12 protein-coding genes and 1 tRNA gene are annotated in these 15,704 nt (G+C 60.9%); 8 read left to right on the top strand and 5 right to left on the bottom strand.

Annotated features, from left to right (window positions below; all coding sequences use genetic code 11):
* Window positions 1–2: 2 nt before the first annotated feature.
* Both ilvN and ACTCHC_RS12180 read left to right on the top strand, forming a co-directional pair.
* A complete protein-coding gene (gene ilvN, locus ACTCHC_RS12185) occupies window positions 3–563 on the top strand; it encodes an acetolactate synthase small subunit (RefSeq protein ID WP_463022766.1) in 561 nt (186 codons plus the stop codon).
* 96 nt (window positions 564–659) lie between these two features.
* Window positions 660–1,571, top strand: coding sequence for a pirin family protein (locus ACTCHC_RS12180; protein ID WP_463022765.1), 912 nt, complete (start codon window positions 660–662; stop codon window positions 1,569–1,571).
* A gap of 579 nt (window positions 1,572–2,150) precedes the next feature.
* Here the strand turns inward: ACTCHC_RS12180 and ACTCHC_RS12175 are convergent.
* From ACTCHC_RS12175 to pdxH, 5 genes are all read right to left on the bottom strand, one after another.
* The gene (locus ACTCHC_RS12175) at window positions 2,151–5,816 is read right to left on the bottom strand and encodes a vitamin B12-dependent ribonucleotide reductase (protein WP_463022764.1); all 3,666 of its coding nucleotides are present in this window, start codon (window positions 5,814–5,816) and stop codon (window positions 2,151–2,153) included.
* Window positions 5,817–6,240: 424 nt separating this feature from the next.
* Window positions 6,241–6,317: transfer RNA gene (locus ACTCHC_RS12170), tRNA-Pro, on the bottom strand.
* A gap of 42 nt (window positions 6,318–6,359) precedes the next feature.
* On the bottom strand, window positions 6,360–6,755 hold the full coding sequence (locus tag ACTCHC_RS12165; protein WP_463022763.1) for a DUF192 domain-containing protein: 396 nt from the start codon (window positions 6,753–6,755) through the stop codon (window positions 6,360–6,362).
* Window positions 6,756–6,820: 65 nt separating this feature from the next.
* Window positions 6,821–7,384: a cold-shock protein gene (locus tag ACTCHC_RS12160; protein WP_463022762.1), complete on the bottom strand. Its 564-nt coding sequence runs from the start codon at window positions 7,382–7,384 to the stop codon at window positions 6,821–6,823.
* Window positions 7,385–7,501: 117 nt separating this feature from the next.
* Window positions 7,502–8,107: a pyridoxamine 5'-phosphate oxidase gene (gene pdxH, locus ACTCHC_RS12155; RefSeq protein WP_463022761.1), complete on the bottom strand. Its 606-nt coding sequence runs from the start codon at window positions 8,105–8,107 to the stop codon at window positions 7,502–7,504.
* Window positions 8,108–8,249: 142 nt separating this feature from the next.
* On the opposite strand from pdxH, the gene fabI reads away from it, so the two are divergent.
* From fabI to ACTCHC_RS12125, 6 genes are all read left to right on the top strand, one after another.
* Window positions 8,250–9,074 (top strand): enoyl-ACP reductase FabI, encoded by an 825-nt coding sequence (gene fabI / locus ACTCHC_RS12150; protein ID WP_463022760.1) that lies wholly within the window; start codon window positions 8,250–8,252, stop codon window positions 9,072–9,074.
* On the top strand, window positions 9,071–9,574 hold the full coding sequence (gene gpt, locus ACTCHC_RS12145) for a xanthine phosphoribosyltransferase (RefSeq protein ID WP_463022759.1): 504 nt from the start codon (window positions 9,071–9,073) through the stop codon (window positions 9,572–9,574). Before fabI ends, gpt begins: the two co-directional genes overlap by 4 nt.
* A gap of 86 nt (window positions 9,575–9,660) precedes the next feature.
* On the top strand, window positions 9,661–11,502 hold the full coding sequence (locus ACTCHC_RS12140) for a peptidyl-prolyl cis-trans isomerase (protein ID WP_463022758.1): 1,842 nt from the start codon (window positions 9,661–9,663) through the stop codon (window positions 11,500–11,502).
* Between the two features lie 7 nt (window positions 11,503–11,509).
* The gene (gene trpE / locus ACTCHC_RS12135; RefSeq protein WP_463022757.1) at window positions 11,510–13,024 is read left to right on the top strand and encodes an anthranilate synthase component I; all 1,515 of its coding nucleotides are present in this window, start codon (window positions 11,510–11,512) and stop codon (window positions 13,022–13,024) included.
* A gap of 335 nt (window positions 13,025–13,359) precedes the next feature.
* Window positions 13,360–14,688, top strand: a complete 1,329-nt coding sequence (locus ACTCHC_RS12130; protein WP_463022756.1) for an MBOAT family O-acyltransferase — start codon at window positions 13,360–13,362, stop codon at window positions 14,686–14,688.
* On the top strand, window positions 14,663–15,703 hold the full coding sequence (locus ACTCHC_RS12125; RefSeq protein WP_463022755.1) for a hypothetical protein: 1,041 nt from the start codon (window positions 14,663–14,665) through the stop codon (window positions 15,701–15,703). The genes ACTCHC_RS12130 and ACTCHC_RS12125 overlap by 26 nt, the downstream gene beginning before the upstream one ends.
* Window position 15,704: the final 1 nt, after the last annotated feature.

Here is a 15,704-nt window from a genome sequence, read left to right as displayed (position 1 = left end):
AAATGTCTGCACTCAATATCAAAAAAGGCCAGTCGAAACATTCGGCCTATGACCTGCGCGACCCGAATTCCGACGTGGTGGAAACCCATACGCTGGCGGTGCTGGTCGAAAACGAACCCGGCGTTCTGGCGCGTGTCATCGGGCTGTTTTCCGGGCGGGGTTTCAATATCGACAGCCTGACCGTGGCCGAGGTGGACCATACCGGCCACCGGTCGCGTATCACCATCGTCACGCGCGGCACGCCCGCCGTGATCGAACAGATCAAGGCCCAGCTGGGCCGCATCGTGCCCGTGCACGAAGTGCATGACCTGACGGTGGAAGGCCCGTCGGTAGAGCGCGAACTGGCGCTGTTCAAGGTTGCGGGCACCGGTGAAAAGCGGGTGGAAGCCCTGCGTCTGGCCGATATTTTCCGCGCCAATGTGATGGACAGCACGCTGGAAAGTTTCGTGTTCGAAATGACCGGAACCCCCTCCAAGATCGACGCCTTTGCCGAATTGATGCGCCCGCTGGGGCTGGTGGAAATCGCCCGCACGGGTGTGGCGGCGCTGGCACGCGGGGCCTGATCCCGGCCTTGCACCCATGCACAATCGCTGTTCGCGCCCGCCTGATGTATCCGGCGGGCGTTCTTCTATATCCTGTTGAGGACAAGGAGACATGCCATGACCTTCAGACCCGTGAAATCAACCTCGACCGCCCAGCCGACGATGGAAGGCGCCGGGGTGCATCTGCACCGCGTGTTCGGCTTTGGCGATCCGGGCGAAAGCGACCCCTTCCTGCTGCTGGACGATTTCCGCAATGACGATCCGCGCCTTTATCGCGCCGGGTTTCCCTGGCATCCGCATCGCGGCATCGAAACCATCACCTATGTGCTGGAAGGAACGGTCGAGCATGGCGATTCGCTGGGCAATCGCGGGGTTCTGGGGGCGGGATCGGTGCAATGGATGACCGCCGGATCGGGTATCCTGCATCAGGAAATGCCCGCCGGAAACGCGCAGGGGCAGATGCATGGTTTTCAGCTATGGGCCAATCTGCCCTCGCGCCTGAAAATGACCGCGCCGCGTTATCAGGACATTCAGGGCAGCGATATTCCCGAAATCATCGACGATGACGGCACGCGGGTGAAGATCGTCACCGGCCGTTTCTGGGGAAAATCCGGGCCCGTCGACGGTATCGCGGCCGAACCGCTTTATCTGGATATCTCGGTGCCGCCGGGGCTGCGCAAGGTGCTGCCGGTCGACACCCATGCCAATGCCTTTGCCTATGTCTTTGCCGGATCGGGGACGTTTCGCGATGCCTCTGCCCCGCTGGGCGTGCGGGTCGAGAAAGAGTTCCAGGGGCAAGAGCTGAACATCCGCGACCAAAGCGGCAATCGCACGCTGGTGCGGTTCGATACCGGGGATGCCATCACGGTGCAGGCCGGGGACGAGGGTATCAGGTTTCTGCTGATCGCCGGGCGTCCCCTGCAGGAACCGGTGGCCTGGCATGGCCCCATCGTGATGAATACGCAGGATGAATTGCGGCAGGCCATGCGCGATCTGAACAACGGCACCTTCATCCGCGCCCGTCACTGAGCCGGTTCCGGCGGGCGCCTTGCGCGGAAAGGCGCGCAGAAAAGAAGAAGGGGCGCCCGAAGGCACCCCAGTTTCGCTTATCAGGCTCGCTTATTATTACCGCTCGAGTTTCTGCCTGCGGCCTGATCCGCGTCAGGGGCGAGCGCACCCGCCCCGTGTAAGGTTGGGAAGGGCTGACCCGCCCTTCCCAATTTTGTGCCGGTGGGGCGCTACCCGCCCCACCGTTCTTTACTTTTTGTTCGGGCGCTGTGTTAGCGCCGACGCCGCTGCTGATTTGGCAGCTGACGAGGACCGGGGATCACGAAGGACCTTGGACGCAGCAGATGCGGCCTTGGCGCTCGTTACCTCGGAGTTTTTACGCTGAGCCATGCTCAACTCTCCTCTTGTCCACAGCCACATGGGGATATCCCATGTATTTCCTGTGGGTTAGCAGCGCGTCATTGATCACCGAACAAAGACGTGTATTCACCTCTCTATCGGCCCAACTGGACCGTTTGGTCAGTCCCTCGCCCGCACTGGTTAAGCGGGGGACAAGCCGGGGATCGGTGTTGGCGCACCGATCCCCAACCCTCAATCTCTTCAACTACACCCCGACGTCCCGCCGCAGGTGTTGCATTTCATGCAGGTGCCGTTGCGCACCAGCGTGTAATTGCCGCAATCGCCGCAGGGGTCGCCCTCGTATCCTTGCATCTTGGCCTTGGTGCGGGCGTCCATGGCGACGGTGCCGCTGGACAGGGCGGTGTTCACCTCGGGCACCAGCGTTTGCAGGGCCGCGACCGGATCGCCCGACACATCCAGCGCCGTGGCCCCCATCATGCCGCCTTGCAGCACCACCAGATCCTGCGGCAGACGCTTGCGCAGATAGCCGGTGGAGCTGATCTGTTTGAGCACCTCAAGCGACCGGCTGGCGGCGGTATCGGACAGCTCGCGCACATTCGATACGCCCTCTTCCTCGCCCCGGCCGATATCGTCGAACGATGCGCCTTCGGGTTTCACATGCGCCAGATCAGAGCGGTCCAGATAGCTGACCGCCAGTTCGCGGAAGATGTAATCCAGGATCGAGGTTGCCGACTTGATGCTGTCATTGCCCTGCACCATGCCGGCCGGTTCGAACTTGGTGAAGGTGAAGGCATCGACGAATTCCTCCAGCGGCACGCCGTATTGCAGGCCGACCGACACCGCGATGGCGAAATTGTTCATCATCGCGCGGAAACCGGCGCCTTCCTTGTGCATGTCGATGAAGATCTCGCCCAGGCTGCCATTGGCATATTCGCCGGTGCGCAGGTAGACCTTGTGCCCGCCGACATTCGCCTTTTGGGTATAGCCCTTGCGCCGCTGCGGCAGCTTTTCACGGCCCCGCGCCACTTCGCGCACGATCACCTTTTCGATGATCTTTTCGGCCAGAACGGCGGCCTTTTCATGCGGATTGCCGCTGGCCAGGATTTCCTCGGCCTCTTCGTCATCCTCGACCAGCGCGGATGCCAAAGGCTGCGACAGCTTCGATCCGTCACGATAAAGCGCGTTGGCCTTGATGCCCAGCGACCAGGACAGCTCATACGCCTTCTGGCAATCCTCGATCGTGGCATCATTGGGCATGTTGATCGTTTTGCTGATCGCGCCCGAGATGAAGGATTGCGCGGCGGCCATCATATAGATGTGGCTGTCCACCGACAGGAACCGCTTGCCCTTCTTGCCGCAGGGATTGGCGCAATCGAAGATGTGGTAATGCGCCTTGTCCAGGAACGGCGCGCCTTCCAGCGTCATCGTGCCGCAAACATGGTCATTGGCGGCGTCGATCTGCGCGCGGGTGAACCCCAGGTGGCGCAGCAGGTCGAACGACGGATCGTTCAGCTTGTCGGCCGGAATGCCCAGCGTGCCGGTGCAGAAATCGGTGCCCAGCGTCCACTGGTTGAACACGAAGCGGATGTCAAAGGCCGAAGGCAGGGCAGCCTCGATCTTTTCCAGCTCTCGCGCGCCGAAACCGTGGCCAAGCAACGATGTGGTGTTGATGCCGGGGCAGTTGCCGATCGACCCGTGACCGACGGCATAGGCGATGATTTCCTCGATCTGTGCCGATCCATAGCCCAGATTTTCCAGCGCCGCCGGAACCGACTGGTTGATGATCTTGAAATAGCCGCCCCCGGCCAGTTTCTTGAATTTCACCAATGCAAAGTCCGGCTCGATCCCCGTGGTGTCGCAATCCATCACCAGCCCGATCGTGCCGGTCGGCGCGATCACGGTGGTCTGGGCGTTGCGGAAGCCGTGCTTTTCGCCCAGCGCAAGTGCTTCGTCCCAGGTGGCGGTGGCCAGTTCGATCAGCCGTGCATCGGGGCAATTGGCATGGTCCAGCGGCACCGGCTTGATCGCCAGGTCTTCATAGCCATCGGATTTGCCATAGGCGGCGTTGCGATGGTTGCGGATCACCCGCAGCATATGTTTGGCGTTGCGATCATAGCTGGGGAAAGCGCCCAGTTCGCCCGCGATTTCCGCGGATGTCGCATAGGCCACGCCGGTCATGATCGCGGTCAGCGCCGCCCCCATCGAGCGGCCCGCGTCGCTGTCATAGCCCAGACCCATATTCATCAGCAGACCGCCGATATTGGCATAGCCCAGCCCCAGCGTGCGGAAATCATAGGACAGTTGCGCGATTTCCTTGGACGGGAACTGCGCCATCATCACCGAAATTTCCAGCGTCAGCGTCCACAGCCGGGACGCATGCATGTAATCTTCGGCCTGAAACACGCCGTCCTTGTAAAAGGTCAGCAGGTTCATCGAGGCCAGGTTACAGGCGGTATCGTCCAGGAACATGTATTCCGAACAGGGGTTCGACCCCCGGATCGCGCCGTCTTCGGGGCAGGTATGCCAGGCGTTGACCGTGTCGTGATACTGGATGCCCGGATCGGCACAGGACCAGGCGGCATGGCCGATCTGTTCCCACAGCTCGCGCGCCTTGATCACCTTGGACACTTTGCCATCGGTGCGGCGGATCAACTCCCAGTCTGCATCGTCCTGAACCGCCTTCAGAAAGGCATCGGTGACGCGGACCGAGTTGTTGGAGTTCTGGCCGGAAACGGACGAATAGGCCTCGGAATCCCAGTCGGTGTCATAGGTCGGAAACTCGATGCTGGCATAGCCCTGCTTGGCGTAATCCAGCACGCGCTTGACGTAAGCTTCGGGGATCGCAACCTTTTTGGCGGCGCGGATCGCGGCTTTCAGCGTTTCGTTCACCTTGGGGTCATAGGCATCTTCTTCGCGACCGTCCCAGGTGCCGATGGCGGCGAAGATCTTGTTCAGATGCGCCTCGTGCATCTTCGATCCGGCGACAAGGCTGGCGACCTTTTGCTCTTCCTTGACCTTCCAGTTGATGAATTCCTCGATATCGGGGTGGTCGGCGTCACAGATCACCATCTTGGCGGCGCGCCGCGTGGTGCCGCCCGATTTGATCGCGCCCGCCGCCCGATCACCAATGCGCAGGAACCCCATCAGGCCCGAGGATTTGCCGCCGCCCGACAGTTTTTCACCCTCGGCGCGCAGCGATGAAAAGTTGGTGCCGGTGCCCGATCCGTATTTGAACAGCCGCGCCTCGCGCACCCAGAGATCCATGATGCCGCCATCGCCGACCAGATCATCCTTTACCGACTGGATGAAACAGGCATGCGGCTGGGGGTGTTCATAGGACGAGGTCGATTTCGTCAGCACCCCGGTTTTGTAGTCCACATAATAATGCCCCTGCGCCGGACCGTCGATGCCATAGGCCCAATGCAACCCGGTGTTGAACCATTGCGGGCTGTTGGGCGCGGCCATCTGGCGGGCCAGCATGAAACGCATTTCATCGTAATAGGCGCGGGCATCGGATTCAGTGGTGAAATAACCACCTTTCCAGCCCCAATAGGCCCAGGCGCCGGCCAGCCGATCGAACACCTGCTTGGCCGAGGTTTCGCCGACAATCCGCTGGTCTTCGGGCAGTTTCGCGAGTTCGGCCTCATCCGCGACCGAGCGCCACAGGAATTCGGGCATACCCTTTTCGCGCACCTTCTTCAGACGGGCCGGAACGCCCGCCTTGCGGAAATATTTCTGGGCGATCACGTCAGAGGCGACCTGGCTCCAGCCCTTGGGGATTTCCACATTGTCCAGACGGAACACGATGGTGCCGTCAGGGTTGCGAATTTCGGATACGGTGGTGGTAAAGTCCAGCGCCCCATAGGCGCCAGTCTCAGCAGTGGTGAAATTGCGTTCGATCTTCATTTTTCTTCTGCCCCGTCAAAGTCTTTTCATCATCAGCGCATCGGGCCATCGGCCAGTGCCCTTTTTGTTTGCCGTCAAAGCGCAGACATATCTTTCCCGCCACTGCACCGCAGTGTTCCGGTCTTGCGCCTGGCAAGGCCAAATTCAGGCTTTGTTTGTTTACACCCCCCACGGACACTAAATCTGGTATCGCGACCGTCGGCCAACACAAGGTGACGTATTCCGCCCCCTGCGGTCAACGACAAATTTTACGAAAATCAAATATTTTGTGATTGACCCATGCCCCACAAAAGGCATGGCCGATTCACCAGACAAACGCGACTGCAAAAAATACGCCCGGTGCATGGGGTTGGCCGGCGTGCCTGATCCACAGGCCCGGCGCGCCCCTGATCGGGGGAAATGTTTATTGTGATGTTTGTGTCAATGGTCGGGGCGAGAGGATTCGAACCTCCGACCTACGGTACCCAAAACCGTCGCGCTACCAGGCTGCGCTACGCCCCGATCCGTGGCTTGCATAGCCGGGGCCGCGGACGAAGGAAAGACCTAAGGTGCATCGCAAGACCATTCAGCGGCCTTGCCCAGCGCGGGGTGGCGCAGCAGGCTGCCCGGCGTGATACCGATCTTGCGCGCCAATCCGCCATTGATCTCCAGAACAGCCAGCACATCCGGCCCGCCGTCGATCGGGGTCAGATCACCGGGAATGGCGTTTTCATGCACCCGCGTGACGCGGCCCGACCGGTCGAAAAAGATCATGTCCAGCGGAATCAGCGTGTTCTTCATCCAGAAACTGACCGGTTGGGGATGTTCATACACAAACAGCATCCCGGCGCCGGCCGGCAGAACCGGGCGATTCATCAGCCCCTGCGCCCGCTCGGATGGATCATCGGCCAGTTCGATCGAAAACCTGGCCTTGCCCCATTGACCTTTGAGGTCGGCCACATCCGGCGTGCAGGCGGCGAAAACGGGGGCCGTCCAGGCGGTGACAAGGCATGAAATCGAAAGGATCAGTCCTGCGCGGTGACGTCGTCCGAACCATCCAACTGGCCGACCGCGCTTTCCCAAGAGCTGACCGCCAGCGCCATTCGCCCCCGTTTGCCCTGAATGACCCGCAGACATATTGCCTCTCCCGGCTGAAGATCGGCCAGACCGGACCGGCGCAATACTTCGACATGAACGAAAACATCATCGCCCGAGCCGAAGATATTTGCAAAGCCAAAGCCCTTGGTCTTATCGAACCATTTCACACGCCCCGGCTCCAGCGGCGCGGCGGCCAGGGCGGCGGCCTCTTGCTCGGTCAGCTCTTCCAGCGGTTGCGACGCCGTGCATTCTGGCGGGTCGATCCGCAAGACGCGGGTGGCCTGCACGCCGCGGTCGGTCTGCTGGATCTCGATCTCGATCACCGCCCCATCCGCGACCGAACTTTGCCCGAAATTTCGCAGCACATTCGCATGCAGCAGGATATCGGGTCCGTTTTCATCGGTGACGACGAACCCGAAACCCTTGGTCGGATCGAACCACTTCACGCGGCCCATTACCGCGCGCGCGGCGTTCTGATGGTCTTCGTTCATAGTATTATTCACACAGTTGTGCCCTATCCCCGCTTTCTGTTGTGACAGAAGTGACGGCGGTTGCAAGGTAATTTTACCAATGCATTTCAGCGTCTTGCAATTCACGATGCGTGAATGTCACGGGTTCAGGCGTTCAATTTTCCATTCTGATCCGGCTTGCGGACGGGTCCAGCGGAACCTGTCATGCAGCCGAAACGCCCCATCTGCCCAGAATTCGATTTCAGTCGGATGGATACGATATCCCCCCCAGAACGGGGGACGTTTGGGGTTATTCCCATGACGTAGCGTCAACTTTGCCACTTCGGCGACCAGGGCCGCCCGCGACGACAATGGCCGGCTTTGCTGCGAGGCCCAGGCCCCCAGCCGACTTTGCAAGGCGCGCGAGGCGAAATACGAATCGGCCTTTGGCCCGTCTTCGCGCGTCACAGTGCCCCGCACACGGATCTGACGGCGCAGTGATTTCCAGTGCATGACAAAGGCAGCCTTGCCCGATTGTTCAATCTCGGTGGCCTTCACACTTTCGTAATTGGTGTAAAAGACAAAGGCGTCATCCTCGATCTCTTTCAACAAGACCATGCGGGTATTCGGCATGCCTGCGGCATCGACCGTCGCCAGCGCCATTGCCGTGGGATCGTTGATTTCGGCCTTTTCGGCCTCGGCCAGCCAGATACGGGCCAGAATGAACGGGTCATCCCCCGCGAATATGCCGCTGCGGTCGGTCATCGTCGTCTCCTGTAAGGATCGTGCAGTTAGACGCCCTGCCCCGAATATTCAACTTTGACGCTGCGTCCCCGCGCACTTGATGCGTTGCACGCTTTGCCATAGACCTTTCTCACTCATCAGAAGGGTCGTCGAGGGGCACCGAATGTCAACACAACTCATGCACGGAAAACGCGGCCTTATCATGGGGCTGGCAAATGACAAGTCTATCGCCTGGGGAATCGCGCAGGTTTGCGCGGAACATGGCGCGGAACTTGCGTTTTCCTATACCGGCGAGGCTCTGAAGAAACGGGTGATGCCGCTGGCCGAACAAGTCGGTTCCGACATCGTTCTGGAATGCGACGTGGCGGATGAGGCCTCGATCGACGCCCTGTTCACGACCCTGGGCGAAAAATGGGGCAAGCTGGATTTCATCGTTCACGCCATCGGCTTTTCCGACAAGAACGAATTGCGCGGCCGCTATCTGGATACCAGCCGCGCCAATTTCGCCATGTCCATGGATATTTCCGTCTATTCCTTCACCGCCGTGATGCAGCGGGCGACCAGGATGATGGGCGCAGGCGGATCGGCGCTCACGCTGACCTATTACGGCGCGGAAAAGGTGATGCCGCATTACAACGTGATGGGCGTGGCCAAGGCCGCGCTGGAGGCGTCGGTGAAATACCTGGCCGAGGATCTGGGCAAGGACGGCATCCGCGTGAACGCCATTTCCGCGGGCCCGATCAAGACCCTGGCCGCCAGCGGCATCGGCGATTTCCGCTATATCCTGAAGTGGAATGAACTGAATTCACCGCTGCGGCGTAACGTGTCGATCATGGATGTCGGCAGGTCGGCGTTGTATCTGCTGTCCGATCTGGGATCGGGCGTGACCGGCGAAAACCTGCATGTCGATGCCGGGTATCACGTGGTCGGCATGAAGGCGGTTGACGCACCCGATATCGGGGACGGGGGCAAGGGCGACCAGCAATGACCGATCGGCTGCCGCATGAAAAGGGCTTCCATGTCAGCTGGGACCAGATCCACCGCGACAGCCGGGCGCTGGCCTGGCGGCTGGACGGGCGCGGCCCGGATAATGGCGCCTGGCGGGCAATCGTGGCCATAACCCGTGGCGGCATGGCCCCGGCGATGATCGTCGCGCGCGAACTGGATATCCGCATCATCGACACGATTTCGGTCAAATCCTACAACCATCAGGATCAGATCCCCGCGCAGGTGCTCAAGGCGCCCGATGCCAGCCTTGCGGGCGATGGCACCGGCATTCTGGTGATCGACGATCTGGTGGACAGCGGCAAGACGCTGGAACTGGTGCGCCAGCTATACCCCAGGGCGCATTTCGCCACCGTCTATGCCAAGCCCAAGGGCCGCCCGCTGGTCGATACGTTCATCACCGAGGTCAGCCAGGATACCTGGATCTTCTTTCCATGGGATATGGCGCTGCAATATGTGCAACCATATCGCGGCCGGGACTGATCCGCACGCGCAGGCGGCAGCGCCCCTTGCGACCCTGTTCACAAACCCTTACACAGCCGCGATACCGCGCGGCAGGGAGGCGTAACATGGCGAAATCGGCAGCCAAGAAGACCGGCAATTTCGTGGTCTGGGCCCTGTTGGTGTTGCTGATCCTTGGCCTGGGCGGTTTTGGCATCAGCAATTTCGGCGGCACCGTGCGCAGCATCGGCAAGGTCGGCGACACGGATATTCCCGTCGATGCCTATGCCCGCGCCCTGCAACAGCAGTTGCGCGCCGCCAGCCAGCAGACCGGAATGAACATCACCATGGAGCAGGCGCTGGGGTTCGGCCTTGTCGACGCCGCCCGCAGCCAGGTGATATCGGCCACCGCCTTTGACAATGAACTGGACCGGATCGGCCTGTCGGTCAGCGACCAGACCATTGCCGATCAGATCACCCGCATCGACGCCTTCAAGGGGGCCGATGGCACGTTCAGCCGTGACAGCTATCGCTTTGCGCTGCAACAGAACGGCATGACCGAGGCCGAATTCGAAGACCAGCTGCGCCGCGAGACCGCGCGCAGCATGTTGCAAAGCGCGATCCTGTCCGGGGTGACGCCGCCGGTCGAATATGGCAAGGCGATGCTGACCTATATCGGCGCGCGGCGCAGCTATGAGCTGATCACCTTTGACGCGGCCGATCTGGAAGCCCCGGTCGGCCTGCCCGGCCCGGATGCGCTGGCGGCCTATTACGATGCTCACAACGCCGATTTCACCGCGCCGGAAGCGCGCGCGATCACCTATGTCTGGCTGACACCCGACATGATCGCCGACAAGGTGCAGATAGATGAGGCAGACCTGCGTGCCCTGTATGACGAGCGGCACGCCGAATTCAACACGCCCGAACGACGCCTGGTCGAACGGCTGGCCTTCGCCTCGCAACAGGCCGCCGATGACGCCCGCGCCCGTCTGGACGCCGGAACCGCCACATTCGAGGATCTGGTGGCCGAACGCGGCCTGACGCTGGCCGATATCGACCTGGGCGAAGTGACCCGCGCCGATCTTGGCGCTGCCGGCGACGCGGTCTTCGCGCTTGAAGAGCCCGGCACGGTCGGCCCGATCGACAGCCAGTTCGGCCCTGCCCTGTTTCGCATGAATGCCATTCTCACCGCCCAGACCACGCCATTCGAAGACGCCCAGGCAGATCTGCGTACCGAACTGGCCCAAAGCCGGGCCCGCCGCATGATCGTTGACATGATGACCGATCTGGATGACCGGCTGGCCGCGGGCGCGACGCTGGAAGAACTGGCCGATGAAACCGAGCTGACGCTTGGCACGATCGACTATGTGCCCGGTCAGGAAGAAGGCATCGCGGCTTACACCGCCTTCCGCGAGGCCGCCAGCACCGTGCAAAGCGGCGATTTTCCCGCCATCGCCGAACTGGATGACGGCGGCGTTTTCGCGCTGCGCCTGGATGGCGTGACCCCGGCGCGCCTGCGCCCGCTGGACGAGGTGCAGGACCAGGCCATCGCCGGTTGGCAGGCCGAGGAAACCATGCGCCAGCTGATCTCTGCCGCTGAAGCGCTGCAGGCCCGGCTGCAGGCTGGTGAAGCGGCGCAATCCCTTGAAAAACCTGTCGATTTCGTGACCGCCGTGACCCGCGATGGCATCACGCCGCAGGCGCTGTCGGATGCGATCTTTGCCCTTGAGCCGGGCGAAAGCACAGTCGTCGCTGATGGTGACATGGTTTATCTGGCGCAGCTTGTCGAAACCCTGCCGCCCGATCCCGAAGACATCACCAATGATTTCCTGTTGAAATCGGTCGACAGCCAGACCGCGCAGGGTATCGGTCAGGATCTGCTGACCTATACCGCCCGCGCCCTGATCGACCAGGCCGGGCTTTCGCTGGATCAGGCCGCGATCAACGCGGTTCACGCTCAATTTCCCTAAGGCGCCCATGTCAACGCTCTTTCCAGATTTCGACAGTTTCGCCACCGGGTATGACGCCGGACAAAACCAGTTGGTCTATACCCGTCTGGCCGCCGATCTGGACACGCCAGTCAGCGTCATGCTGAAACTGACCGAAGCCAGCAAGGACAGTTTCATGCTGGAATCGGTCACCGGCGGCGAGACACGCGGCCGTTTCTCTGTGGTCGGCATGAAACCCGACCTGATCTGGGAATGTCGCGGCACCGCCAGCCGGATCAACCGGCAGGCGCGGTTCGATCCGGATGCCTTTGCGCCCCAGGCCGGTCATCCGCTGGATACCTTGCGCGCGCTGATCGCCGAAAGCCGGATCGACATGCCCGACGGCCTGCCCCCGATCGCGGCGGGGCTGTTCGGCTATCTGGGCTATGACATGATCCGGCTGGTCGAACATCTGCCCGATGTGAACCCCGATCCGCTGGACATGCCCGATGCCGTGCTGATGCGGCCCTCGGTCGTGGCGGTGCTGGATGGCGTCAAGGGCGAGGTGACGCTGGTATCACCGGCCTGGGCCGGGTCCGGCCTGTCGGCGCGGGCCGCCTATGCGCAGGCGGCCGAACGGGTGATGGACACGATGCGCGCGCTGGAACGCAGCATTCCCCAGGCCAGCCGCGATTTCGGCGATGCCGCCCCCGCGGGCGAACCGGTGTCGAATTTTACCAAGGATGGTTACAAGGCCGCCGTTGAAAAGGCGCGCGATTATATCCGCGCGGGTGATATCTTTCAGGTCGTCCCGGCCCAGCGCTGGCACCAGCCCTTTGCGCTGCCGCCCTTTGCGCTGTATCGCAGCCTGCGCCGCACCAACCCGTCGCCTTTCATGTTCTTCTTCAATTTCGGCGATTATCAGGTCGTGGGCGCCAGCCCCGAAATTCTGGTGCGCCTGCGCGGCACCGAGGTCACCATCCGTCCCATCGCCGGCACCCGCCCGCGCGGCGAAACCGAAGAACAGGACCGCGCATATGAGGCCGATCTTCTGGCCGACCAGAAAGAGCTGGCCGAACATCTGATGCTGCTGGATCTGGGCCGCAACGATGTGGGGCGCGTGTCGAAGATCGGCACCGTGCGCCCGACCGAGAAATTCATCATCGAACGCTATTCCCATGTCATGCATATCGTGTCGAACGTCGTGGGCGAGATCGCGGAGGGTCAGGATGCGCTGTCGGCCCTGCTGGCCGGGCTGCCCGCGGGCACCGTTTCCGGTGCCCCCAAGGTGCGCGCGATGCAGATCATAGACGAGCTGGAACCCGAAAAGCGCGGCCTTTACGGCGGCGGTGTCGGCTATTTCGCCGCCAATGGCGATATGGACATGTGCATCGCCCTGCGCACCGCCCTGATCAAGGACGAAACCCTGTATTTCCAGGCTGGCGGCGGCGTCGTATTCGACAGTGATCCCGAGGCCGAATTCCAGGAAACCGTCAACAAGTCCCGCGCCATCCGCCGCGCCGCCCAGGATGCCGGTCTGTTCACCCGCAAGGGCAACGGCTGAGCGCGCGAATCCGACCCGGAACAGTCCTTGTATTGCGCGACGATTGTTTCATCAGCGCGCATCTGGACGCCCGCGAAAACAGCAGCTTTTATGAAATATTTGTCAGCTTTGCATTGGGAACTTGCCGCAATCAATCTGTATGATATCGCCATAGGCACGACCGCCGACGATATGCACAGCCAACGGTTTTGAAATAGCTAAAATAGCGTTTCTCGGGCGGATCAAAACCGAGAAGGATTACGACCATTCTTTTTAACGATCACATATTTGCAGTATTCGCCGCGGTTGTCTGCCTTGCCTATTTCAGCGGGGCGAACTGGCCCTGGCGCAAATTCATGCTGCTGGTTCTCAGCTATATCTTCTATGCCGCCTGGAACGCGCCCTATCTTCTGCTGATCATCCTGTCGACGGTCATCGACCATTTCGCCGCCCATGGCATTCATCGCGCCGATACGGAACGGCGCAAACGGATGTTCCTGATGGTCAGCCTGGTCGGCAATCTGGGGGTGCTGAGCTTTTTCAAATACGGCGATTTCGTCCAGCAGAATTTCATCGCGCTGCTGGGCGAGATCGGCATCGTTTACGAGCCGCTGCCGTGGAACATCCTGCTGCCGGTCGGGATATCCTTCTATACGTTCCAGACGCTCAGCTATACGCTGGATGTCTATCGCGGCCGGTTGAAACCGACAGACAGTTTTCTGGATTTCGCGCTGTTCGTGACCTTCTTTCCCCAGCTTGTGGCCGGGCCGATCGTGCGGGCGCGCAAATTCATGCCGCAACTGGTCGCTCCCCCTGCCGTAACGGCCGAAAAGATCGGAACCGGGCTGATCCTGTGCACCATCGGCCTGTTCGAAAAGGTGGTGGTTGCCGACGGGCTGGTCGGGCCGATCGCGGAAAAGGTGTTCAGCCAGTCGGGCACCCTGCCCGCGACCACCGTCATGCTGGGCCTGCTGGCCTTCGTTGTGCAGATCCTGTGCGATTTCGCCGGCTATTCGCTGGTGGCGATCGGCGCGGCGCGCTGTCTGGGCTTTACCTTGCCCGAAAACTTCCGCTCGCCTTTCGCCGCGATCGGCTATGCCGATCTTTGGCAACGCTGGCATATTTCAATGTCCAGCTGGTTCCGCGACTATCTCTATGCAAACGTGAAGGGCAAGGATCGCAGCCTGTTCAATACGGTGCGCACCCAGCTGATCACGATGACGCTGATCGGGCTATGGCATGGCGCGTCATGGAATTTCATCATCTGGGGCGCGCTGAACGGCGTGATCCTGTCAGCCGAGTTGATGTTGCGCAACGTAATCGGCCACTGGAAGTTCTGGACCACGACACCGTTCCAGGTTGCGCTGGGGGGGCTGACCTTCGGGTTGTTCACCCTTTCGGGTACCCTGTTCAGATCGCGCGATTTGTCGCAAGCCACTGATCTGCTGCGCAGTTTCATCACCAGCGCCGAAAATGCCTTTTATCTATCGAAGGCAGATACCCTTGTGGTTCTGGTCGTGGTGGGGATGACGCTGGCCTTTCATGCAGGCCTGCGCAACCGCCGGTTCGAAGCGACGATAGCGGTGGTGCCTGTATCGGTTCAGTTTGTCTTGCTGGTGGGCATGATGATGTCGATTGCCATGATAGAAGGGGATCGCAATGCGTTCATCTATTTCCAGTTCTAAGGCGCAAACCGGCGCCAAGGGCGTTTCGGCGCTGACGCTGGTGCTGTCGGCGGCGCTGGTCGCGATCCTGCTGCTGTTCGCGGTCGATCGTGGCCTGCGGGCACTGGGCGCAGAGCCCACCTATCCAAATACACGCGAATTGTGGTCGCTGGTGCGTGAAAGGGTGCAGCACGATACCGATCCGCGGTCGATCGTCCTGCTGGGGGCCTCTCGTATCCAGACAGGCGTCGCCCTGAACCTGGTGGCGCAACGCACCCCGGCACAGGTGCATCAACTGGCCATCGCCGGCAGTTCACCCCTTCTGGTGTTCGAGGATATCGCCATCAACACCCGGTTTCGCGGCGTGGTCATCATGTCGGTCCTGGCGCCCTGGTTCGTGCCTGAATTGCAGATCGACGAAAGCTTCGGGAACCATCTTGCCTATTATCACCACAACTGGAACTGGGCCCGGGCGCTGGATACCAGGCTGAAACTGGCGACATCGCAACTGTTCGTGTTCACTCATCCCCATTACGGGCTGCGCAATATGGTGGAAAACCTGCTGCGCAAGGGCGTTCCTTTCGAGAAACCCTACCATAACAAGACCGATATCACCCGCGAAGAAACCATGAATTTCGACCACACCGATCCCGCGCGCCTGCGGCAGGCCCGGCTGAGAACTGAACAGGGGTGGTATCACGGCAAGTCGATGCCGGCACCGGAAGACTGGATGGCCTATGTTCAGCGCGTCGAGGAACTGGCCGATATCATTCGGGCGCGCGGCGGCCATGTGATCTATGTTCAGATGCCCAGCGGCGGTGATCTGCATCGGTTTGAGGAAAGTTTTGCGCCGCGTCAGACCTATTGGAACCATATGCAGGCCCTTGTCACCACGCCCATGCTGCATTTCGAAGATATCGAAGGCATCGAAAACCTGTCGATACCGGATGATTCACATATAGATAAGGCGGACAAGGCCCGTTTTACCGCGGCCTTTCTTGACGCGTTGGCACCGCTGGGGGCCTTTCGGCCCTAGG

Source organism: Actibacterium sp., assembly GCF_055134745.1.
This window is presented reverse-complemented; position numbering and strand designations above follow the sequence as displayed.

What these genes read in the sequence shown, in the direction of transcription:
- ACTCHC_RS12175 (WP_463022764.1), bottom strand. Translation starts at nt 5,816, where the DNA reads ATGAAGATCGAACGCAATTTCACCACTGCTGAGACTGGCGCCTATGGG.
- ACTCHC_RS12125 (WP_463022755.1), top strand. Translation starts at nt 14,663, where the DNA reads ATGCGTTCATCTATTTCCAGTTCTAAGGCGCAAACCGGCGCCAAGGGC.
- ACTCHC_RS12180 (WP_463022765.1), top strand. Translation starts at nt 660, where the DNA reads ATGACCTTCAGACCCGTGAAATCAACCTCGACCGCCCAGCCGACGATG.
- ACTCHC_RS12140 (WP_463022758.1), top strand. Translation starts at nt 9,661, where the DNA reads ATGGCGAAATCGGCAGCCAAGAAGACCGGCAATTTCGTGGTCTGGGCC.
- ACTCHC_RS12130 (WP_463022756.1), top strand. Translation starts at nt 13,360, where the DNA reads ATGCTGCTGGTTCTCAGCTATATCTTCTATGCCGCCTGGAACGCGCCC.
- gpt (WP_463022759.1), top strand. Translation starts at nt 9,071, where the DNA reads ATGACCGATCGGCTGCCGCATGAAAAGGGCTTCCATGTCAGCTGGGAC.
- ilvN (WP_463022766.1), top strand. Translation starts at nt 3, where the DNA reads ATGTCTGCACTCAATATCAAAAAAGGCCAGTCGAAACATTCGGCCTAT.
- trpE (WP_463022757.1), top strand. Translation starts at nt 11,510, where the DNA reads ATGTCAACGCTCTTTCCAGATTTCGACAGTTTCGCCACCGGGTATGAC.
- pdxH (WP_463022761.1), bottom strand. Translation starts at nt 8,107, where the DNA reads ATGACCGACCGCAGCGGCATATTCGCGGGGGATGACCCGTTCATTCTG.
- fabI (WP_463022760.1), top strand. Translation starts at nt 8,250, where the DNA reads ATGTCAACACAACTCATGCACGGAAAACGCGGCCTTATCATGGGGCTG.
- ACTCHC_RS12160 (WP_463022762.1), bottom strand. Translation starts at nt 7,384, where the DNA reads ATGAACGAAGACCATCAGAACGCCGCGCGCGCGGTAATGGGCCGCGTG.